The 21,543-nt window shown below is 70.6% G+C and carries 17 protein-coding genes; 14 read left to right on the top strand and 3 right to left on the bottom strand.

What is annotated here, in order from left to right; all coding sequences use genetic code 11:
* Positions 1–82: 82 nt before the first annotated feature.
* Genes OZN99_RS00250 through OZN99_RS00235 form a run of 4 tightly spaced genes read left to right on the top strand, consistent with a single transcriptional unit; the run spans position 83 to position 3,677 of the window.
* Positions 83–856, top strand: coding sequence for an IclR family transcriptional regulator (locus tag OZN99_RS00250; protein WP_270933145.1), 774 nt, complete (start codon positions 83–85; stop codon positions 854–856).
* Entirely contained in the window at positions 853–2,139 is a 1,287-nt protein-coding gene (locus tag OZN99_RS00245) for a 3-isopropylmalate dehydratase large subunit (RefSeq protein WP_270933144.1), read from the top strand. The genes OZN99_RS00250 and OZN99_RS00245 overlap by 4 nt, the downstream gene beginning before the upstream one ends.
* Positions 2,136–2,660: a 3-isopropylmalate dehydratase small subunit gene (locus OZN99_RS00240; protein WP_270933143.1), complete on the top strand. Its 525-nt coding sequence runs from the start codon at positions 2,136–2,138 to the stop codon at positions 2,658–2,660. The genes OZN99_RS00245 and OZN99_RS00240 overlap by 4 nt, the downstream gene beginning before the upstream one ends.
* 27 nt (positions 2,661–2,687) lie before the next feature.
* A complete protein-coding gene (locus tag OZN99_RS00235; RefSeq protein ID WP_270933142.1) occupies positions 2,688–3,677 on the top strand; it encodes a Bug family tripartite tricarboxylate transporter substrate binding protein in 990 nt (329 codons plus the stop codon).
* Positions 3,678–3,694: 17 nt separating this feature from the next.
* On the opposite strand, the gene OZN99_RS00230 is transcribed toward OZN99_RS00235, so the two are convergent.
* Positions 3,695–9,211, bottom strand: a complete 5,517-nt coding sequence (locus tag OZN99_RS00230; RefSeq protein ID WP_270933141.1) for a beta strand repeat-containing protein — start codon at positions 9,209–9,211, stop codon at positions 3,695–3,697.
* A gap of 120 nt (positions 9,212–9,331) precedes the next feature.
* On the opposite strand from OZN99_RS00230, the gene OZN99_RS00225 reads away from it, so the two are divergent.
* From OZN99_RS00225 to OZN99_RS00185, 9 genes are all read left to right on the top strand, one after another.
* The gene (locus tag OZN99_RS00225) at positions 9,332–9,988 is read left to right on the top strand and encodes a response regulator (protein WP_270933140.1); all 657 of its coding nucleotides are present in this window, start codon (positions 9,332–9,334) and stop codon (positions 9,986–9,988) included.
* Positions 9,988–11,352: a sensor histidine kinase gene (locus OZN99_RS00220; RefSeq protein ID WP_270933139.1), complete on the top strand. Its 1,365-nt coding sequence runs from the start codon at positions 9,988–9,990 to the stop codon at positions 11,350–11,352. Before OZN99_RS00225 ends, OZN99_RS00220 begins: the two co-directional genes overlap by 1 nt.
* Before the next feature lie 81 nt (positions 11,353–11,433).
* On the top strand, positions 11,434–12,633 hold the full coding sequence (locus OZN99_RS00215) for a M20 aminoacylase family protein (protein WP_270933138.1): 1,200 nt from the start codon (positions 11,434–11,436) through the stop codon (positions 12,631–12,633).
* A gap of 141 nt (positions 12,634–12,774) precedes the next feature.
* Entirely contained in the window at positions 12,775–14,571 is a 1,797-nt protein-coding gene (locus tag OZN99_RS00210) for a peptide ABC transporter substrate-binding protein (RefSeq protein ID WP_270933137.1), read from the top strand.
* Positions 14,572–14,589: 18 nt separating this feature from the next.
* Complete coding sequence (locus OZN99_RS00205) at positions 14,590–15,549, top strand: ABC transporter permease (RefSeq protein WP_270933136.1); 960 nt, start codon at positions 14,590–14,592, stop codon at positions 15,547–15,549.
* Positions 15,506–16,450 (top strand): ABC transporter permease, encoded by a 945-nt coding sequence (locus tag OZN99_RS00200; RefSeq protein ID WP_333779707.1) that lies wholly within the window; start codon positions 15,506–15,508, stop codon positions 16,448–16,450. Before OZN99_RS00205 ends, OZN99_RS00200 begins: the two co-directional genes overlap by 44 nt.
* Positions 16,451–16,509: 59 nt before the next feature.
* Positions 16,510–17,436: an ABC transporter ATP-binding protein gene (locus OZN99_RS00195; RefSeq protein ID WP_270933187.1), complete on the top strand. Its 927-nt coding sequence runs from the start codon at positions 16,510–16,512 to the stop codon at positions 17,434–17,436.
* Positions 17,433–18,404, top strand: coding sequence for an ABC transporter ATP-binding protein (locus OZN99_RS00190; RefSeq protein ID WP_270933134.1), 972 nt, complete (start codon positions 17,433–17,435; stop codon positions 18,402–18,404). Before OZN99_RS00195 ends, OZN99_RS00190 begins: the two co-directional genes overlap by 4 nt.
* 57 nt (positions 18,405–18,461) lie before the next feature.
* On the top strand, positions 18,462–19,196 hold the full coding sequence (locus tag OZN99_RS00185; RefSeq protein ID WP_270933133.1) for an aspartate racemase/maleate isomerase family protein: 735 nt from the start codon (positions 18,462–18,464) through the stop codon (positions 19,194–19,196).
* A gap of 112 nt (positions 19,197–19,308) precedes the next feature.
* Here the strand turns inward: OZN99_RS00185 and OZN99_RS00180 are convergent, their stop codons facing one another.
* Together OZN99_RS00180 and OZN99_RS00175 are read right to left on the bottom strand one after the other, a co-directional pair.
* On the bottom strand, positions 19,309–19,902 hold the full coding sequence (locus OZN99_RS00180; protein ID WP_270933186.1) for a fumarate hydratase C-terminal domain-containing protein: 594 nt from the start codon (positions 19,900–19,902) through the stop codon (positions 19,309–19,311).
* A gap of 26 nt (positions 19,903–19,928) precedes the next feature.
* Positions 19,929–20,798, bottom strand: a complete 870-nt coding sequence (locus OZN99_RS00175; RefSeq protein WP_270933132.1) for a fumarate hydratase — start codon at positions 20,796–20,798, stop codon at positions 19,929–19,931.
* Between the two features lie 128 nt (positions 20,799–20,926).
* Here OZN99_RS00175 and OZN99_RS00170 point away from each other — a divergent pair, with 128 nt between their 5' ends.
* The gene (locus OZN99_RS00170; RefSeq protein WP_270933131.1) at positions 20,927–21,538 is read left to right on the top strand and encodes a glutathione S-transferase family protein; all 612 of its coding nucleotides are present in this window, start codon (positions 20,927–20,929) and stop codon (positions 21,536–21,538) included.
* Positions 21,539–21,543 lie beyond the last annotated feature (5 nt).

The following is a 21,543-nucleotide window of genomic DNA, read 5'->3' as shown; positions in this document are numbered from 1 at the left end:
GCGCTCCCGGCAGGCGTGGCGGTCGGGGGACTTGCGGATCGGCAGCGTGTTCGGTATGGCGAACTAAGTTCGGAATAAGACCATGCCGCCCTCTCCCGTCAAGTCCGCCGTGCGCGCTCTGGACGTACTGGAGCTGCTGGCCGCGGAGCCGCAGCCGCCGACGCATGGCGAGATGGCCCGCCATCTGGCGATGCCGAAGTCCAGCCTGACGGAGCTGCTGGCCACACTGGAGCGGCGGGGCTACGTCACCGCCGAGGGGGGCCGCTACCGGCTGGGTCCTGCCCTGCTGGCCCTTGCCGGCACCTTGATCCGCCGCACCGACGTCGCGCGCATCGCGCAGCCAGTCGTCGCCTCCCTGATGCTGCGGACGGGCGAATCCACCGCGCTGGTGCTGCGGCAGGGCGACGACGTCGTGGTGATCTGCAAGGAGAACTGCGACCAGCCGATCCTCTATTCGCGGCAGCTCGGCCAGCGCGGGCCGATCAATGCCTCGGCCGGCGGCAAGGCCATCATGGCCTTCGCGCCCGAGGAGGAACGGGAGGCCTGGCTGCGCTCGGGCGCCCTGCAACGCGTCACGCCCCACTCCGTGACGGACCCGCAGGCGCTGCGGCGCGAGCTCGCGGCCGTTGCGGCCGGCGGCATCGCGTACAGCCGCGAGGAGATGGTGCCAGGGATCGTCGCCATGGGGCTGCCGGTCTTCGACGCCCAAGGCCGCGCCTGCGCCGGCCTCTCCGTCGGGATTCCCATGGTGCGCTTCGACCCCGCGCGCGAGGCGCGCGTGGCGCAGGCGCTGCGCGTCTCGGCGGCGGAGATCTCAGCCGCCTTGGGCTGGCAGCACAGGAGAGCCGCGGAGTGACAGGCGGACAGACCATTGCGGAGAAGATCCTATCGCGCATCTGCGGGCGGCGCGTCGTGGCGGGCGAGATCGTGATGCCGGAGGCGGAGCTGGTCACCGTGCACGACTGGTACACCGTCAACGCCTTCCGCACGCTGGAGGAGTATGGAGTCACCCGGCTGCACGATCCCGCCCGCGTGCTGCTGGTCACGGATCACGAGCCGCTGGCGGTGTCGCCGCAGGCCTTCGCCAGGCAGCAGGCGGTCCGCGGGATCGCGCAGCGCTTCGGCGTGCAGCACCGCGACTCCGGCCGCGGCGGGCTCGGCCACGTCTTCCCGATCGAGGAGGGGATCGTGGTGCCGGGCATGTTCGTCCTGGCCTACGACCCGCACGTAACCAATTACGGGGCGATCGGGGCACTCGGCGTCGCCGTGCTGACCGAGATCCCGGAAGTGCTGGCCTGCGGTTCCGTCTGGCTGCAGGTGCCGGAGACATTGCGGGTGGACCTCACCGGACGCATGCCCTTCGGCGTCTTCGCGCGCGACGCCGCGCAGAAGCTGATCGCGTCGCACGACGCGGCGCTGTTCGAGGATGCCGTGGTGGAGTTCGGCGGGCCAGGCTTGGCGGCCCTGTCGCTGGATGCCCGGCAGACCCTCTGCAATACGCCCGTCGAACTCGGCGCGGTGTCGTCCGTGGTCGAGCCCGATGCGCGCTGCCTGCAGGAGGTGCGCGCCCGGGCGCAGCGGCCCATGCACGCGGCCCTGCCGGATATCGATGCGCGGTACCGCGCGCGGGTCGCGCTCGATCTCTCGGCGCTCGCGCCGCAGGTGGCCCTCCCGCCCACGCCGGACAACGTGGTGGACGTGACGGAGGTGGCCGGCAAGCCCATCCAGCACGCCTTCGTGGGCTCCTGCGCGTCCGGCATGATCGAGGATCTGCGCGTGGCGGCCGCGGTGCTGCGCGGCCGCCAGGTGGCGCCCGGGGTTCGCTTCATCGTCACCCCCGCGACGCAGAACGTTGCCGCGCAGGCCGCGGCGGAGGGGCTGATCGAGACCTTCCTGCGCGCGGGCGGCATGGTCACCGCGCCGGGCTGCGGCGTCTGCGCGGGCGGGCGCATCGGCGGCGTCGCGCCCGGCGAATCCTCGATCGGCACGGGCACGCGCAACGAGCCGGGGCGGCTCGGCGCGCATGAGGCCGTTCTGCACATCGCCGGACCGGCGACGGTCGCGGCCTCCGCCGTGACCGGGGTCATCACGGACCCACGCCCCTTCCTGCGGGACGCCGGCTGGAGCATGGCGGCATGAGCGATCTGGTGCTGCGCGGCCGCGCCTGGGTCTACCCGGACAACGTCGCCATCGATGGCGACCTCATGGCGCTGGAATGGGCGCTGAAGCGTGAGACAAGGCCGGAGGTCCTGAAGGAGCACGTCTTCGCCGGCCTCGACCCGGACTTCCCAAGGCGCGCGCGCCCTGGCGACATCGTCGTCGGCGGCCGGCGCTTCGCGCAGGGCAACGCCCACATACAGGGCATGATCGGCCTCAAGGGCTGCGGCGTCGGCCTTGTTGCGGAGAGCATCCCGATCGGGTCTTTCCGCAACGCGCTCGCCGCCGGGCTGCCGGTGCTGCCGCGCTGCCCCGGGGTGCGGGCCATGTTCGCGAACGGCGAGGCGATCGAAGTGGACTTCGCCACGGCCCGGGTGCGCAACCTGGACCGCGGGACGGAGGCCGGCTTCCCCCCGCTCGCACCACACCTGGTCGAGATGCTGCGCGCCGGCGGCTGGGGCCCGATGTTCCGCCGTCGGCTGGACGCGATGAACGCCGCCTGAAGCAAGGCCAGAAGGAAGGAGAGTGCGATGATGCAGACCACCCGGCGTACGCTGCTCGCGCTCGGCGCCGCCGCCGCGCTGCCCCTGCCCGCCTTCGCGCAGGCCTATCCCACGCGGCCGGTGCGCGTGGTCGTGCCGTTCCCGCCGGGCAACACCAGCGACATCCTCGCCCGGCTGGTTGCCGAGGAGATGCAGTCGCGGCAGGGCGTGACCGTGGTGGTGGAGAACCGGGCCGGCGCCTCCGGTGCGCTTGGCGTGCAGGCGGTGACAGGCGCGCGGCCGGACGGCTACACGCTGCTGGTCACCACCCAGTCGCCGCTGGTGGTGAACCCGCCGCTGACGCGCAACCTGCCCTACGACCCCGTCCGCGACCTCGCGCCGATCGGCGTCTTCGCACGCAACGGCTTCATCCTCGTCGTCTCGCCGAACTTCCCGGCGCGCACCATGGCGGAAGCCGCAGCAGTGCTGCGCGCCGCGCCGCCCGGCCGCTTCACGGCCGCCAATCCCGGCCTTGGCACGATGAGCCACCTGGCGATGGAATTGCTTGGCCTGTCGCTCGGCACGAAGATCGAATCGGTGCCCTATCGCGGCAGCGCCCAGGCACTGACCGACCTCGCAGCCGGCCGCGTGGACCTCATGATCGACGGCTTCGCCTCCGCCGTACCGCAGGCGCGCGGCGGCACGGTGCGGGCGCTGTCGCTGATCCAGCCGGGACGGTCCGATCTCGTGCCGGAAGTGCCGGGCCTGGCGGAGAGCGGGGTGCCCGAACTGGCGGCCATCGAGGCGTTGTCCTGGACCGCGATGCTGGGACCCGCCGGTACGCCGCCCGACATCGTCGCCTGGTGGGTGGACGCCCTGCGGCGCGTGATGTCGGACTCCGGCGTCGCCCGGCGCCTGGCGCAGACCTTCATCCAGGCCTTTCCGCCCGACGCCCCGGATGCCTTCGGACGCGAGATTGCGGCCGACCTGGCGAAGTGGACGCGCGTGGTGCGGGACGCCCGGATCGAGCCGCAATAGCCCGCCGCGGCGCCGCCCTAGGCGCCGACCACGAGGTCAGCGCCGGACAGCGCCAGCCACGGCGAAAGGACTGCCAGCAGCACGGGTCCGCCAGCGCCCGTGCCGTCCGCGTCCCAGGACAGCCGCCCCTGCGGTGCGTGCCAGAGGAACTGGCCGAACGCCCCAGTCGCCGCGGTGCCGACCACGAAGCGGTTCTCCGCCGTGATGTCCATGCCCTGGAGCAACCCGCCCGCGAAGCCTGCCGCGGACACGAGCAGCGTGTCGGCCAGCGGGTCGAAATCCGCGATACCATCGGCGCGATCCGCCAGCGAAGCGTAGCGGAAGGTGTCCGCCCCGCCCCCACCGGTCAGGAGGTCGCCCTGCCTGCCGCCATCCAGCGTGTCGGCGCCGTCTCCACCCAGCAGCGTGTCCGCGCCAACGCCGCCCAGAAGCAGATTGTCGAGCGCATTGCCCTCGATCTCGTTGGCGTCGATGCTGCCGGTGCCGACCAGCGCCGCTCCGCCAAGGCGCAGCACCTCCACCCCCGTGCGCAGGGTGAAGGACACGGTCGAGAGCACCGTATCCCGACCGGCACCGGGATCCTCCAGCACCAGGTCGCGCGCGTCGTCCACGAGATAGACGTCGTCCGCGGCGCCGCCGGCCATGCGGTCCACGCCGGTGCCGCCATCGAGGGTATCTGCGCCGAGACCTCCGCCCAGTACGTCGTTCCCGTCGCGCCCTTCCAGCGAGGCTGCCCCGCCGGTCGTGACCAGCGAGTTCGCCAGCGCATTGCCGACGCCGTGCGACGCCGGCCCCATCAGGACCAGGGCCTCCAGCCCGGTGCCGAGGCTCCAGTCGACCGACGACTCCACCGTGTCCAGGCCGCCGGCACGGGCCGCTGCCTCCACCACCAGGTCGCCGGCGTCATCCACCTTGTAGAGGTCATTGCCCGCCGCGCCGGCCAACCGGTCGGCACCGGTGCCGCCATCGAGCGTGTCTGCGCCGAGGCCGCCGGTCAGCGCGTCATTCCCGCCGAGACCCTCGAGCCAGGCTGCGCCGGCCGCGACAAGGATATTGCCGAGCAGGTTGCCGACGCCGTGCACTGCGGCACCCTTGAGGACCAGGCCCTCGAGGCCGGTTCCCAAGGCCCAGTCGCAGGAGGCTTCCACCGTGTCGCGCCCACCGGCCCCGAGGGACGACTCGGTGACCACGTCGCCCGTATCGTCCACGGCGTAGGTGTCGTGGCCCGTACCGCCGGCCATGCTGTCTGCGCCGGACCCACCCTCCATGCGGTCATGACCGAGTCCGCCGGACAGCGAGTCGTTGCCTGCACCGCCGGCAAGCAAGTCGTTGCCGGCCGCGCCTTCCAGCGCATTGCCGGACGCGTTGCCCTTGAGCGTGTCGTTGCCGGCGCCGCCCCAGGCATCCTCGATGCTGGTGCGCGTCACCGCCGTGAGGCCCGTGGTGATGGCGGCGACGACGTTCGAGCTGTCGGCGCTCAGCGTCACCTGGGCACCGCGACCAAGCTGCGTCACCAGGCCCTGATACGCAGCCTCGTTGCCCAGCGTCACCGCGAAGACCGGGATGATGTTCGCCACCTCCAGCGCCGCCTTGACCTGGGCGATGGCCGGATAGTCCTCGCCGGTGCCGGGGGGCGTGCCGTCCATCACGCCATCGCCGTCGTTGTCAGCCCAGGCGGCTGGCGCGTCGCCCGCCACATGGAACGGCGCGTCGCTGAACAGCACCACGAAGCGCGCCGAATTGGTGCGGAAGCCGGCATCGGCGACGTGCAGCGAGAGCTGCATCAGTGCCTCGATCTGCGCCTCGGGCGCATCGGCGCCGTTGTTCGCCACCATGGCGGTGTAGGCGGCGGTCAGGCTCGCGGTGTCCTTCGACAGGCCGCTCTCCTGCCGGTAGACCCAGTCGCCCGGCGCGCCGAATGCGCCATAGGCCTTGTCCCGGAAGGACGAGACGCCGTAAGCGCTGTCCGGCTGCACGGCCTGCAAGGCGGCGACGATCTGCGGCACCAGGCTCTTCACCATCGGCAGGTCGTCGATGAAGGACCCTGTCAGGTCCTGCAGGAACTGCAGGTCGAGCGGCCCGGCCGCGCTGCCGCCCTGGCCGAAGTCGCAGATCTGCCCGCCGACGGTGCTCTGCCCCTCGCCCGACAGGTCGATCGAGCTGTCGCCGCTCGCGTCGCTCGCGTCGACGGTGTCGTGGCCCAGGAAGTCCTCGACATGCGCGCTGCCGCCACGGATCTCGAAGCGGTCGTCGCCAGACCCGCCGGACAGCGTGTCACGGCCTGAGTCGCAGATCAGCAGGTCGTCGCCATCGCCACCGAGCTCGACATCGTCACCCTCGGCGCCGTCCAGCGTGTCGTCGCCGGCATTGCCGCTGATCGTGTTGCCTTCGGCATTCCCGGTGAGGCTGTGCCCGGTGCCGACGAGCTGGACGCCCTCGATCCCCGTCGCCAGCACCCAGTCCGTCGAGACGACAACCGTGTCGAAGCCGCCGCCCGGCAGTTCCACCACCACGTCGCCACCATCCGTGATGAGGTAGGTGTCGTTGCCGGCGCCGCCATCCATGGTGTCGGCGCCGGCCATGCCATCCAGGGTGTCCGCTCCGTCCACGCCTTCCAGCAGGTCGTTGCCCGCGCCGCCGCGCAGCAGGTTGTCGAGCGCGTTGCCGGTGCCGTGGCGCGCGGCACCTTCCAGCAGCAGTGCCTCCACCTCCGCCGGCAGGACGGCGTCGACCGAGGCGGCGATGCTGTCGATGCCACCGCCGGGCGCTTCCGTCACGGCGTCCGCGGCATCGTCCACCCGATAGAGGTCGTTTCCGGCAGCGCCGGTCAGCGTGTCTGCGCCGCCGCCGCCGTCCAGCGTGTCGGCGCCGGCCGAACCAAGGATCGCATTGGCCGATGCATTGCCGGTGCCCGCCAGCCCAAGGCCCGTGAGGACCAGATCCTCCACCTCGTCGCCGAGAGCGAGCCCGACGGAGGATCGCACCACATCGTGCCCGCCTGCCGCCGTCTCCACGATCACGTCGGCGCCGTCTGCGATATAGGTGTCGTCGCCCGTCCCGCCTTCCAGCGTATCGGCACCGGCGCCGCCGTCCAGCGTGTCCGCGCCCGCGCTGCCGATCATCAGGTTGGCGCCGCCGTTGCCGGTGCCGCGGTGCCCGGCGGCGGCGAGGACAAGGACATCCACCTCGCTCGCGAGGGTGTGGTCCACGACGCTGCTCACCGTGTCCAGGCCGCCCAGCGCGAGTTCCGTGACGCGGTCGCCGATGTCGTCCACGAGGTAGAGATCGTTCCCGGCGCCCCCGGCCATGCTGTCCGCCCCGGACCCGCCATCCAGCCGGTCGTCGCCCCCCGCGCCGACCAGGGAGTCGAGGCCGCCAAGTCCGAAGAGGCTGTCCGCGCCGGCGCCGCCGACCAGCGTGTTGGCGCCGCCATGGCCGCTGCCGGCATGCGCGCCGCCCGCCAGAACGAGGACCTCGATATCGGCGCCCAGCACATAGCCGTCGATGCCGGCCACTACCGTGTCCACGCCGCTTGCATCGACGACGGCGTCGCCCGCGTCGTCCACGAAATAGGCATCGCTGCCGGTACCGCCGGCCATGCTGTCGGCGCCGGTGCCGCCGTCGAGCGAGTCGTTCCCGGCATCGCCGCCGAGCGTGTCGATCCCGGCGGCGCCCTTCAGCGTGTCAGCACCGGTCGTGCCGAGCAACAGGTTGTCGAGCGCATTCCCGCTGCCGACGCGCCCGGTCGTGGTCAGCTTCAGGACCTCGACCTCGTCGGGCAGTGTGAAGCTGGCGGCCGCGAGAACGGTGTCCGCACCCTCGCCCCCCGCCTCGGCCACCACGTCATCCGCCGAATCCACCACGTACGTGTCGTTGCCGTTCCCGCCGGCCAGCGTGTCCGGGCCGCTGCCGCCGTCCAGCATGTCGGCGCCGCCGCCTGCGGCGACGGAATCCGCGCCGTCCAACGCGTAGATGCTGTCCGCACCGTCGCCGATCACGTGCAGCCCGCCAGCGCCGACGCCCAGCGCATCGTCGCCGTTCGTGCCGTAGACGTTGAGGTCCGGTTGCCACGCGGCGGGGGCGTAGAGCACGCTCACGCGCTCGCCGCTCGCGCCGGGGGAGCCGATGATGAGTTCGGCTGCGCCATCGCCGTTCATGTCGGGCGCGACGGCGACGCTGCTGCCGGTCAAACTGCCAGCGGCGCCGACCACCTTCGCGCCGCCGGCGCCGAGTGCGATGGCGGAGAGGTCCACCGGCCCCTTGGCGCCGCCCCAGACCACATAGACGGCGCCGGCATTGAAGCCGCCCTCGTCATTGTGTGACGCGCCGATGACGATGTCGGCGACGCCGTCCCGGTTGAGGTCGCCGCCACCTGCCACCGCGATGGCGGACAGGTCGCCCGCGCCTTCCGGCAGGATCGCGAACCCCCCGGCGCCGGCCGCGACGGCGGCAAGATCGACCTCCGCCCTATCGGCCTTGCCGAAGACGACATAGGCGATCCCATCCGCGCCGAGCAGGATATCCCTGCGCCCGTCGCCATTCACGTCCCCCAGCGCGGCCAGGACGCTGCCGACCCGCTCGCCGGGCGTCGCGCCGGTGATGCGGAAGCCGCCGGTGCCGACCGCCACGGCGGCAAGATCCACCGCCGCGCCGGTGGCCTTGCCGAACACCACATACGCCGCGCCGGCATCCACGCCACCGGCATCGCTGCCGGGTGCGCCCACCAGGATCTCGGCCTTGCCGTCGCCGTTCAGGTCGGCCAGCGATGCGAGGGCGGAGCCCGCCTCGTCCCCCTCCGCCTCGCCGGTGATGCGGAACCCGCCGGCGCCTCCGGCCACGTCGGTCAGCGCGACGGTCGTGTCGTCCCCGTCGCGCCCCCAGACGACATAGGTCGCGCCGGCATCGATGCCCGCAGCGTCGCTGCCCGGCGCGCCCACCAGGATCTCCGCCGTGCCGTCGCCGTTCAGATCGGCGATCGCGCCGAGCGCGTGACCGGCATGGTCGCCTGCCGCCTCGCCGAAGATCGCGAAGCCTTCCCCCGACGCCTCGCTTTCAAGATCGAGCAGGTCCACGCTGCCGGCGACGCCGGTGGACCACACCACATAGGCGGTGCCTGCCGCATCCTGTCCGCCCGGATCGGCCAGCGCAGCGCCAACCAGCAGGTCGGCCAGGCCGTTGCCGTCCTGGTCACCGACGGCCGCGATGGCAACGCCGGCGTGGTCGTCGATGGCGGCGCCGTCGATGCGGAAGGCGCTCAGGTCATCGCCCAGCTTCGTGGGGGCCGCACCCGTCGCACTGCCGAAGGTGATGTAGACGCGGCCGCCGCCCGGCTCCTGGTCGCTGTTGCCCGGCGCCGCCGTGACGACCTCCGCAACGCCGTCCCCGTCGAGGTCGCCGATTGCGCCGACCCAGGTCGAGGTCGGGTAGCCGGTGACGCTGAAGTCGAAATCGCCCGGCTCCTGCGGTGTCAGCACATAGCCGCCGGCGCCGACGGTGGCGGCGTTCAGCACGATCTTCGTGGCGGGAAGCGGCATCCTTGCCCCTCTTGGCGGCTTTTGTGCCACTCGCCTCCGATTGGGCGCGATGCGGCAGGTCCGGCTTGCTAGACCCGCAACCTGACGGCAGCCTGACAGCGGGAGGCATTCGCGCCCGGGATGAGAATTCTGCTGGTCGAGGACGATCCTGCGCTCGGGCGCGCGGTGCGCGAGCATCTGGCGCTTGCAGGCCACGCCGTCGACCTCGTCGGAAGCTGCGCCGATGCCGAGGCCGCCCTGCGTCCCGGCGACCATGCCCTGCTGCTTCTCGACCTCGGGCTGCCGGACGGCAGCGGGCTCGGCGTGCTGCGGGCCATGCGCAGCCGCGGCGACTGGCGCCCCGCGATCGTGCTGACCGCGCGCGACCAGATCACCGACCGGATCGAGGGGCTGAAGGCAGGCGCGGACGATTACCTCGTGAAGCCCTTCGACCTCGGCGAGCTGCTGGCCCGGGTGCAGGCCGTGGCGCGCCGTGCGGCAGCGCGGCCTGAACGGGAGGTACGGGCCGGCGAGGCGCAGCTGAACCTCGATGACCGGCGCGCCAGGCTGCGGGGCGCGGAGATCACGCTGACCGCGCGGGAATGGGCCGTCATGGAACGGCTGCTGCAGCGGCCCGGCGCCGTCGTCTCCCGCGAGCAGATCGAGGAGGCGATCTACGCCTACGGCGCGGAGATCGAGAGCAATGCGGTTGAGGTGTGCATCAGCCGCATCCGCAAGAAGCTTGGCTCGGACGCGATCGACACGCTGCGCGGCGTCGGCTACCGGGTGCGACCCTGATGCGCCTGTGGCCTGGCAGCATGGGCGGGCGGCTCGCGCTGTCCCTTGGGGCAGGCCTCTTCGTGCTCTGGCTCCTCTCCGCGGCGACCGCGGCGCTGGTCGTGGTGCGCGAGCTGAACGAGGTGTTCGACAGCATCCTGCAGGAAACCGCGCAGATCCTGCTGGCCGACATCACCACGCGCCACGCGGCCCTGATCGAGGCCGATCAGGGCGTGGAGGCGATCATCGTGAGCCAGGCGACCCCGCATGACGAGTACATCACCTGGCGCCTGTTCACGCCCGACGGACGGCTGGTGATGCGTTCGCATGGCGCGTCGGAAGCGCCGATGCCGCCACCGGGCTTCGCCGACATCGGGCGCGCGCGCACCTACACCGAGCGGGCGCCCGATGGTCGCTTCCTTCTGTCGGTGGCGGAGCCCCCGGAACACCGTCCGCACACCATCAATCCGACGCTCTGGCGGCTGCTGACGCCCTTGCTCGCCCTCGTCGTTGCTGCCCTCGTGCTCATCCCCCCGGCGGTGCGGCGCGGCTTCGCGCCGGTGGCGCGTCTGCAGGCGGAGATCGCGCAGCGCGGCGGGGCGAACCTGTCGCCGGTGCAGGCGCCGGATCTGCCCGCCGAACTCGCCGCGATGCGGGACGACGTCAACCTGCTGCTGCGGCGGCTGCGCCAGGCGCTGGAGGCGGAGCGCAGCTTCAGCGCGAACGCCGCGCATGAGATGCGAACGCCAGTCGCGGCCACTCTGGCGCAGGCGCAGCTGTTGACGGCGCGGCTTGCTGCGGAGAGCCCCGAACGCCGCGATGCGGAGGAGATGGTCGCGGGACTGCGCCGGCTGGGCAGCCGTCTGGAGAAGCTGCTGCAGCTCGCCCGGGCGGAAGCGGGCGTCGGCCTCCAGCGCACGCCAGTGGATCTCCTCGTTCCGCTGCACCTTCTGGTCGAGGAGTTCGCGGCGCAACCCGACGTGGCCGGGCGGCTCCGCCTCGACGATGGCGGGCTGCCCGCATTGATGGTGGACGCGGATCTTGATGCGCTCGGCATTGCCCTCCGGAACCTCATCGAGAATGCGTTGCGCCACGGCCCGCCCGGCGGCGTGGTACACCTGACCGCCCTGGCGTCCGGCGGCGTGCGCGTTGTGAATGGCGGCGCGCCATTGCCGCCGGAGCGCCTGCCCCTGCTCACCCGCCGCTTCGTCTCGCATGGCGGCGGCGGCTCGGGCCTCGGCCTCTCCATCGTGCAGGCAATCGCCGAGCAGCTGGGCGGCACATTGACCCTTCACTCGCCCGCCACCGGCCGGGAGGATGGCTTCGAGGCCATCCTGGCCTTGCCGCTCGCCGGCAGCGGGACCGGCCGGATCAAGACTGCCTGACGGCAAGCGCCAGGCCCCAGGCCCACTCGCCGGCGGCAGCCGCAGAGGGCATGCTGCGTGCCGGAGACGGAGGAGTGCGGCATGACGAACGCGGTGATCGAGGCCGTCACCGGCTGGCAGGCGGAGCTGGCCGCGATCCGCCAGGACATCCACGCCCACCCGGAGCTCGGCATGGAGGAAGCCCGGACCTCCGCCCTCGTCGCGGGGGAGCTTCGACGGCTCGGCATCGAGGTAACCGAAGGCATCGGCCGCTTCGGGGTCGTGGGGACCGTCCGCGGCACGCGACCCGGCCAGCGCGCAATCGGCCTTCGCGCCGACATGGACGCCCTACAGATACCGGAAGCGACCGGCCTGCCCTACGCATCCCGGAACCCGGGCGTCATGCATGCCTGCGGCCATGACGGACACACCACGATGCTGCTCGGCGCCGCGCGCTGGCTGGCCGCGCACCGCGACTTCGCCGGCACCGTGCACCTGATCTTCCAACCCGCGGAGGAAGGGCGCGGCGGTGCAAAGGCCATGCTGGCCGACGGCCTCTTCGAGCGCTTCCCCTGCGATGCCGTCTACGGGCTGCACAACAAGCCGACGCTGCCGGCCGGCCGCTTCGCCACCCGCACCGGCCCTGCCCTGGCCGCCGCGGACCGGTTCAGCGTCACGTTCCGCGGCACCGGCGGGCATGGCGGCTCCACGCCGCACCTGGCCACCGACATCACGATCGTCCAGGCGCATTTCGTCCTTGCGCTGCAGACCATCATCGGTCGCAACGTCGCCGCGGTGGAGTCGGCGGTGCTGAGCGTCGGCTCGATCCAGGGCGGGTCGCCCGTGTCGCCCAACGTGATGCCGGCGGAGCTGACGATCACCGGCACGGCGCGGAGCTACACGCCGTCCGTCCGCGACATCCTGGAACGGCGCATCGGCGAGCTGGCGCACGGCCTGTCCGCTGCGCATGGGTGCACGGCGGACGTCACCTATCTCCGCGGGACGCCTGCCCTGGTGAACCATGCCGAGCAGACGCAGGTCGCGATCGCGGCAGCGTCGGCGCTGGTGGGGCCGACCGCCGTGGAGCCGAGCTTCGCGCCAGTGACGGGGGCGGAGGACTTCGCGCTGATGCTGCAGGCCTGCCCGGGGTCGTTCATGTTCATCGGCGGCGGCAGAGGGCCGGACGGCACCTCGCCCAATCTCCATACGCCGCATTTCGACTTCAACGACGACATCATCCCGCTCGGCGTTGCCTATTGGGTGAGCGTGGTCGAGCACGAAATGGGCGCGCCGGAGGGCTGAACGGGCAAGAGCCGAAGAGCCGCGCAATGTGCGCTGGACGGGCAGGCACCCTTTCCGTCACCATCCCCCCACTTGGGGGCCTGCGCGGCTGGCCAGGCCGGGTTCAACGGCCGGCACCGTGACGAACGGGAGAGAGTTGGGATGAACGAGGACGATCTCCGTCAGATGATCGGCCGCGTGCAGCGTGGCACGCTGTCGCGCCGCGGCTTCGTGCGCCGGCTGGCTGCCGTCGGCCTCACCGCGCCCATGGCGACGCAGTTGCTGGCCCTGGCCGGGATCTCCCCGGCCTCGGCGCAGAGTCTCCCTGCCTACAGGCCAGGGCGTCGCGGCGGCGGGGGCCCGCTGCGCATCCTCTACTGGCAGGCCTCGACCCTGCTGAACCCGCATTTCGCGGTCGGCACCACCAACCAGGATGCAAGCCGCGTCTTCTACGAACCGCTGGCGGGCTGGGCGCAGGACGGCACGCTGGTGCCGATCCTCGCAGCGGAAATCCCATCCACGGACAATGGCGGCCTTTCGGCAGATGGGCGCACCGTCACCTGGAAGCTGAAGCGCGGCGCCAAGTGGCACGATGGGCAGGACTTCAGCGCCGACGACGTGGTGTTCAACTGGGAGTACGGCCGCAACCCCGCCGTTGCCGCTGTCACCTCGGGCAGCTACCGCGACGTGAACGTGACCAAGGTGGACGACTTCACGGTACGCGTCGAGTTCGAGCGGCCGCAGCCGTTCTGGGCGGATGCCTTCGTCGCCTCTCGCGGGATGATCATCCCGAAGCACCTGTTCCAGAACTTCGCAGGCGCCAACTCGCGCGATGCGCCGGCCAACCTTCGGCCTGTCGGCACCAGCCCGTATCGGTTCGTCAGCTTCACGCCCGGCGATACGCTGCGCGCCGAGCTGAACCCGAGCTACCACATGCCGGAGCACCCGTTCTTCGACACGGTCGAGGTGAAGGGCGGCGGCGATGCCGTGTCCGCGGCGCGCGCGGTGCTGCAGACCGGCGACTTCGACTATGCCTGGAACCTCCAGGTCGAGGACGAGATCCTGAAGCGGCTCGAAGCCGCGGGACGCGGACGCGTGGACATCGTCGAGGGCGGCGACATCGAGTTCGTGATGCTCAACGCCACCGATCCGCACCGCGAGGTGGAAGGCGAGCGGGCGCATATCAGCACGCAGCATCCCGCTTTCCGCGACCCGGCGGTGCGCCAGGCCATGTCGCTGCTGCTGGACCGCAACGCGATCGAGCAGTTCATCTATGGCAGGGGCGGACCTGCAACCGCCAACTTCCTGAACAACCCGCCGCGCTTCCGGTCGACCAACATGCGCTGGGAGTTCAACCTCAACCGCGCGAACGAGATCCTGGACCGCGCCGGCTGGGTGCGCGGGCGAGACGGCATCCGCGCGAAGGACGGCGTGCGCCTGCGCTTCGTCTACCAGACCTCCGTCAACACGCCCCGCCAGCGGACCCAGGCGGTCTACAAGCAGGCGGCGCAGCGCGCCGGCATCGACCTGGAGCTGAAGTCCGTCGTTGCCTCCGTCTTCTTCTCCTCGGACGTCGCCAACCCGGACACCTACACGAAGTTCTGGGCCGACATGCAGATGTACACCACGACGATGCCGCAGGCCGATCCGCAGCTCTTCATGAACCAGTTCGTGTCCTGGGAAATCTCCACCCGGGCAAACAGCTGGCAGGGCCGCAACATCGTCCGCTGGCGCAGCGAGGAATATGACCGCATCTTCCGCGAATCGGAGGGCGAGCTGGATCCGGTGAAGCGGGCCGCGCTGTTCATCCGCATGAACGACCTCATCGTCGGCAGCAACCACGTCATTCCCGTGGTCGGCCGGCCGCGCGTGCGGGCCAGCCTGAACAACCTGCGTCCCGTGTTGTCCGCCTGGGACAACGACTTCTGGCTGCTCGGCCACTGGTTCCGCGAGACCTGAGACGGCAGCGCGCGCAGCGTGACGCAGTATCTCGTCCGTCGCCTGATCATCGCGATCCCGAGCCTGCTCGGGATCAGCGTGATCCTGTTCACCGTGCTTGCACTCGCCCCGGGCGACCCGTTCGAGGAACTCGCGACCAACCCCGCCATCCCGCCCGACGTCCGCGCCAACCTGCGCGCGAGCCTCGGGCTGGATGATCCGATCCATGTCCGCTACCTGAGCTGGCTCCTTGCCATGCTGCGGGGGGAGTGGGGCTTCTCCTTCGTCAGCCGAAGCCCCGTCGCGGATCTCATCCTGCAGCGCCTGCCGACCACCATCGCAGTGATCGGCGCGGCGCAGTTGCTCGCGCTCGCCATCGCCTTGCCGGTCGGGATCTACGCGGCGACGCGCCCCTATTCGATCTTCGACCAGATCGCCAACACGCTGGCGTTCGTGGGGTTCTCGCTCCCGACCTTCTTCACCGGGCTGCTCTTCATCCTGCTCTTCTCGATCTACCTGGACTGGCTGCCCTTCGTGTTCCGCACGCAGATCGACGCGACGGGCTGGCGCTGGTGGTGGGAACAGCTGCGCCAGTCCATCATGCCCGTGCTGGTGCTCGGCCTGTTCCAGGGGGCTGCCTGGACGCGCTTCGTGCGCTCGGCGGTGCTGGACGTGATCCGCCTGGACCATGTCACCACCGCCCGCTCGAAGGGCATTTCGGAAAGCGCGGTGACGATGCGGCATGTCGTGCGGAATGCAATGATCCCCGTGGTGACGCTCGTCGCCCTCCAGATGCCGGCCGTGTTCGGCGGCGCGATCGTGACGGAGCAGATCTTCCGCGTGCCTGGGATCGGCTCGCTGCTCATCAGCGCCATCCTGGCCAATGACACGCCGGTCATCATGGGGGTGACCTTCGTCTTCGCCTGCCTGGTGGTCTTCTTCAACCTTGTCGCCGATGTCCTGTATGGCTGGCTCGACCCACGCATCAGCTACCGCTGACGCGCCCGCCCTCGTCGCGCGCCCGCGCGTCGGCCCCTGGAAGGAGGCCTGGCGGCGATTCCGCAAGCACCGTCTGGCGGTAGTCAGCGCCGCCATCCTCGGAACATTGGTGCTGGCAGTCCTGCTCGGACCGCTGCTCTGGTCGGTGCCGATCGACGAGATCGATTTCACCGCTCGGCTGCAGGGTCCGTCCTGGGACCATCCCCTCGGGACCGACGACCTCGGGCAGGACCTGCTGGCGCGCATCCTCTATGGTGGGCGCATCTCGCTCGCGGTCGGCTTCGCCGCCATGCTGGTCGCCGTCACCTTCGGCGTGCTGGTCGGCGCGGTCGCCGGGATGAGCGGCGGGCGGGTGGATGCAGGCCTGATGTGGCTGACGGACCTGTTCCTCTCGCTGCCGCAACTGCCGCTCTTGCTGCTGATCATCTATCTGTTCCGCGATGCGCTGACGCAGGTGGTCGGCCCGGAGATCGGGGTCTTCATCCTGATCGTCATCGTCATCGGCGGCTTCAACTGGATGCCGGTGGCACGGCTGGTGCGGGCGCAGTTCTTCTCCCTGCGCGAGAAGGAGTTCGTGGAGGCGGCCAGGGCGCTCGGCGCCTCGCGCCTGCGTCTCGTGCTCCGGCACATCCTGCCCAATGCGCTCGGTCCCGTCATCGTCGCGGCCACCATCGACGTCGCAGCCGCGATCATCGCGGAAAGCACGCTGTCCTTCCTCGGCCTCGGCTTCCCGCCGGACATCCCGACCTGGGGACGCCTGCTGTTCGACGCCAAGGACAATCTGGACTTCGCGCCTCACTGGGCGCTGTTCCCGGGCCTCGCAATATTCCTGACCGTCCTGAGCATCAACTTCCTGGGTGACGGGCTGCGTGACGCGCTGGACCCGAGGCGCGTGAAGTGAACGACGGGCGCATCCTCGACATCCAGGGGCTGAAGGTCCACTTCGCCACGGATGACGGCATGGTCCGCGCGGTGGACGGCGTCGACATCGGGATCGACCGCGGAGAGACCGTCTCGGTGGTCGGCGAGTCCGGCTGCGGCAAGACCGTCACCGCCATGACGATCCTGAAGCTGATCGCCATGCCGCCAGGCCGCATCGTGGCGGGCCGGATCCTCTGGCAGGGACGCGACCTCGTCCCGATGGGCCCGGAGCAGATGCGGTCCATCCGCGCGAAGGAGATCGGCTTCGTCTTCCAGGAACCGATGACCTCGCTCAACCCCGTCTACACGGTCGGCAGCCAGATCGCCGAGGCGATCCGCGAGCATGAAGGGCTTTCGCGTCGTGCCGCGCTTGACCACGCGGCGGAAATGCTGCGCCTGGTCAACATCCCGAACCCGTCACGCCGGGTGCACGACTACCCGCACCAGTTCTCGGGCGGGATGCGTCAGCGCGTGATGATCGCCATGGCGCTGTCCTGCAGCCCGAAGCTGCTGATCGCGGACGAGCCGACCACCGCGCTCGACGTCACCATCCAGGCGCAGATCCTCGACCTCCTGGACGAGATGAAGCAGCGCCTTGGCATGGCCGTGCTGCTCATCACCCATGCCATGGGCGTGGTGGCGGAGACGGCGCAGCGGGTCGTCGTCATGTATGCCGGCAAGGTGGTGGAGGAAGCGCCGGTCGCCGCACTCTTCGCGCGCCCACGCCACCCCTACACGCAGGGCCTGATCCGCTCCATCCCGCGTCTCGACATGGCCGCGACGGAGCATCGGCGGCTCGAAGCCATTCCCGGCACGGTGCCCAGCCTGCTGCATCCGCCCGCCGGCTGCCGCTTCGCCGCGCGCTGCCGTCACGCGGTGGAGGCCTGCCGCGCCGAGGAGCCTGCGCTGCGGGAGTTGGGGCCCGGGCACAAGGCCGCCTGCATCCGCGCGGACGAGATCGCATGACGGAACCGCTGCTGCGCGTGACCAACCTCGTCAAGCGCTTCGCGGTGCGCGGTGGCATCCTGCGCCGCACCGTGGCGGAGGTGCACGCCGTCTCCGACGTCTCCTTCGACCTGGCGCCGGGAGAGACCCTGGGCCTGGTCGGCGAATCCGGCTGCGGCAAGTCCACCACCGGCCGGCTGATCCTGAGGTTGATCGAGCCCACTTCGGGCCAGGTCTGGTTCGAGGGGCAGGACATCACCCGCCTCGGCCACCAGGACATGGTCGCGCTCCGCCGCGACATGCAGATCATCTTCCAGGATCCGTATGCCTCGCTGAATCCCCGCATGACGGTCGGCTCCATCATCGGGGAAGCGCTGATCATCCACGGCCTGGCGAAGACGCCGCGCGCGCGCGAGGACCGGGTGGTGGAACTGCTTGAGACCGTCGGCCTCAACGCCGACCACATGCGCCGCTTCCCGCACGAATTCTCGGGCGGCCAGCGCCAGCGCATCGGCATCGCGCGGGCGCTCGCGGTTTCGCCCAAGCTGGTGGTGTGCGACGAGCCGGTGTCCGCACTCGACGTCTCCATTCAGGCGCAGGTCGTGAACCTGCTGGAGGACCTGCAGGAGAAGTTCGGCCTGACCTTCCTGTTCATCGCGCATGACCTCTCGGTGGTGGAGCACATCAGCGACCGTGTCGCGGTGATGTACATGGGCCGCATCGTGGAGCTGGCCTCGGCGCGCGACCTCTACACGACACCGCTGCATCCCTACACGCAGGCCCTGTTGTCCGCGGTTCCCATCCCCGACCCGACACTGCGTCGCGAGCGGATCCGCCTCCAGGGCGACGTGCCGAGCCCTCTCGATCCGCCGAGCGGCTGCCACTTCCACACGCGATGCCCGATCGCCAATGCGGGCATCTGCCGCACTGAGAAGCCCGCGCTGCGGGAGGTGCGGCCGGGCCACAGGGCCGCCTGCCACCTGGCGTAGCATCGGTTTCGGTTGGGCGCCGGCCGTGGCCGGGCAGCCACAAGGGAGAACCCGGGCATGAGCGCTCCGCCGGCGATCGGCACCATCACGCCGTCCTCCAACCGGACCGTCGAGAGGACGCTGGCCGCGATCCTGCGCCACTTCCAGCAGCTCGATTCCTGCGTCGCGCGCATCCCCTACTACGGATCCGGAAGCGGCCAGCCGAAGGATGGCTACGATGCGGAGGCCTACCGGCAGGCCGCATGGCAGCTCGGCCATGCTGGCGTCGGTGTCGTGTGCTGGAACGGTACGCGCGGCGCGGCGGTCGGATTGGACGCCGACCGCGCCTTGTGCACGACCATGGCGGAGGCCGCCGGCTGCACGGCGGTCACCGCCGCGCTGGGCACCGCCGCCTTGCTGCATCGGCTCGGCTCCCGCCGCATCGCGTTCGTCACGCCCGGCACCGTGGCCCATGCCGCGGAAGCTGCGGCGGGGCTAGGCGTGGCCTGCGTCGGAGTGCGCGCCATGGCGCTCAGCGACAACGCTGCCGCCGCAGCGGTGCCGATGGAGCGGATCATCGCCCTTGCGCGCGACGTCGCTTCGGAGTGCCGCCCCGACTGCATCCTGCTGTGGAGCACCAACCTGCAGGGATGGCCGGCCATGGCGCCGCTCGAAGCGGACCTCGGAATTCCGGTGATCGATTCGGCGGCCGCGGGCATCTGGGCCTGCCTGGATGCGCTCGGCCTGGATCCTCGGCCGGCGGCTGCGGTCGGCAGGATATTCACGCTCGGCAGCGGAGCGCAGGCCGGCTAGACCGGCGTAGCCCTGACTGTGTTCAGGCCTACGCCGGTCTAGCTTCTCTGGCCCGGCGATTCACGCCCTGAGCGTGCCCACCTTCGGTGTGCACGCTCAGGGCGATCGCGGGCTAGGCCTGTTCGCGGTCCGCCGCCAGACGGGCCAGGATCTCCGGCATGCGCTCCCGCGCGCGTGCCTGCAGCGTGTCGAACAAGCTGTTCCCATGTGCGTCGATGCCCACGGTCACGGGTCCCAGGCCTTCCACCGCAAGGCGGACGAGACGGTAATGCGCGACCAGGTCGTGGCATGCGACCTCTCGCACCTCGCGGATCGCGCTGGAATGCAGCGGTGCACCGCCGCCGAGGAACGACAGATACACACACCCGACCTCCGCCATCGCCTGCGCGCAGCTCGCATCGAGCCCGCCCTTGCCGCCCACGGCGGTCAGGCCGTAATGGCGAATGAGCCGCGGCATCATGGGATTGAAGCGCGTGCTGGTGGTGGGGTTCATGTACAGCACTTCGAGCCCACCCTCGGCCGTGTCGCGGCTGTAGGAGCCGAGGTGCAGCAGCGATCCGCCGGCGATCCGCATCGGCGGATCCCGGCCTTCCTCCGCGCAGGCCAGCAGACGCTGGTGCGTCGGCAACCCGGCGGTGATGACGATCTCGCCGTCCAGCAGGATCATCTCCCCGGCGTGCAGGCTGCGCGCCTCCGCCGGGCTCATCGGCATGCGCATCCGCCGCATCCCCGTCACTCCATCCGTTCCACGCTGCCATCCGGATGCAATCGGGCGCGCGTGCGGCGGTTGATCCAGCAGTTGAAGCAGACCGCCACCGGCGTGTAGCCGTGACCCGCAGCGTAATCCACATGCACAGCAAGCGCCGTCGTGTCGCCGCCCGTACCCATCGGGCCGAAGCCCGTGGCGTTGACGGCACGCAGAAGCCGCTCCTCCATGGCGGCCAGCATGGGTTCTGCGTTCACGCTGCCGACCGGACGCATCGTCGCCTTGGTGGCGATCCGTGCGGCAACGTCGAAGCTGCCACCGATCCCGACCCCGATGATCACCGGCGGGCAGTGCTGCGAACCGGCCTGCATGACCACCTTCATCACATAGTCCTCGATCTGTCCGAGCGAGGGAAAGGAGAAGGTCTCCAGCGCCGCCCACCGGCCGGAGCCGAGCGCCTTGGGCTGGCACAGCATCTCCACCCAGTCCGCACCGCCGGCGACATCCCAGCTCACGAGGGGCATGTCCTTCCCCTTGTAGCCGCGCTCGTTGGTCAGCGGGTTCGTCACATGCTTCAGCAGGGGCGGATCGATCCTGGCCACGAGTTCGTCGAACCCGTCGCTGATCGCCTGGCGGATGTCTCCTTCCAGCCGGGCCGCGGTGCCGATAGTCACATGGTACACGGGCACGCCGGCGTCCGAGCAGACGAACCGTTCCTCCTGCTCGGCCCGGTTCGCGGAGCCGAGCATCATCCGCAGGATCTGTCGCGCACCGTCATGCGTCTCCGTCTCCAACGCGCGCCGAAGCCCGAGCTTGGTATCCGCCGGCACGCGGCGCAGCGACCAGTCGTAGAGCTGGCCGGAGAGACGCTTCACGGCGTCGTAGGTGATCGGCATGCGGACCGTCTCCTCCGGCTGGCCCCGTAATGCGTCAGCCGGCCGGGACTGGACGCGGAGTGGCAATGGGGTATAAGTCATATGACTGACCTTTTGGTCTAAAGGCAAGGGAGGCGCGGCGGCCGTACATGATGACGCTCCATTGGTCGCCGCGCTCCCCATTCGTCCGCAAGGTCATGGTCGCCGCGCATGAGCTCGGCCTGGCGGACAGGATCCGCACCATCCGCACCGTCGTGTCGATGCAGCAGCCTGCGCGCCAGCTCCTGGCCGAGAATCCGCTGGGCAAGATCCCGACGCTTGTCCTGGCGGACGGCACGATCCTCTACGACAGCCTGGTCATCGTCGAGTATCTCGACCACCTGGCCGGCGGCGGGCGCCTGATTCCCCGCGATGGCCACGCGCGCTTCACAGAGCTGCGCCGCCATGCGCTGGCGAACGGCTTCCTCGACATGCTCATCCTGTGGCGGAACGAGCGCGAGAAGACGCAGCCCCTGCCGGCCCTGCTCGACGCCTTCGCCATGAAGAGCGACGCCGTGCTGGCGGCACTGGAGGACGAGACCGAGGCGATGTCGCAGCGTCCGCTCGGCCTTGCGCAGATCACGGCAGCGATCGCCGGCGCCTACTTGGATTTCCGCTTCCCTGACCTGGGCTGGCGAGACCGCTGCCCGCGCTTCTCGGCCTGGCAGGTCCGCTTCGCGGAGCGACCTTCCATGCTCGCAACCCGGATCGAGGACGCCTGAGGCAC

Source organism: Falsiroseomonas oryzae (assembly GCF_027856955.1).
GTDB lineage: Bacteria > Pseudomonadota > Alphaproteobacteria > Acetobacterales > Acetobacteraceae > Falsiroseomonas > Falsiroseomonas oryzae.
Note: the sequence above shows the minus strand (reverse complement) of the source record. Positions and strands in the feature narration are given on the sequence as shown.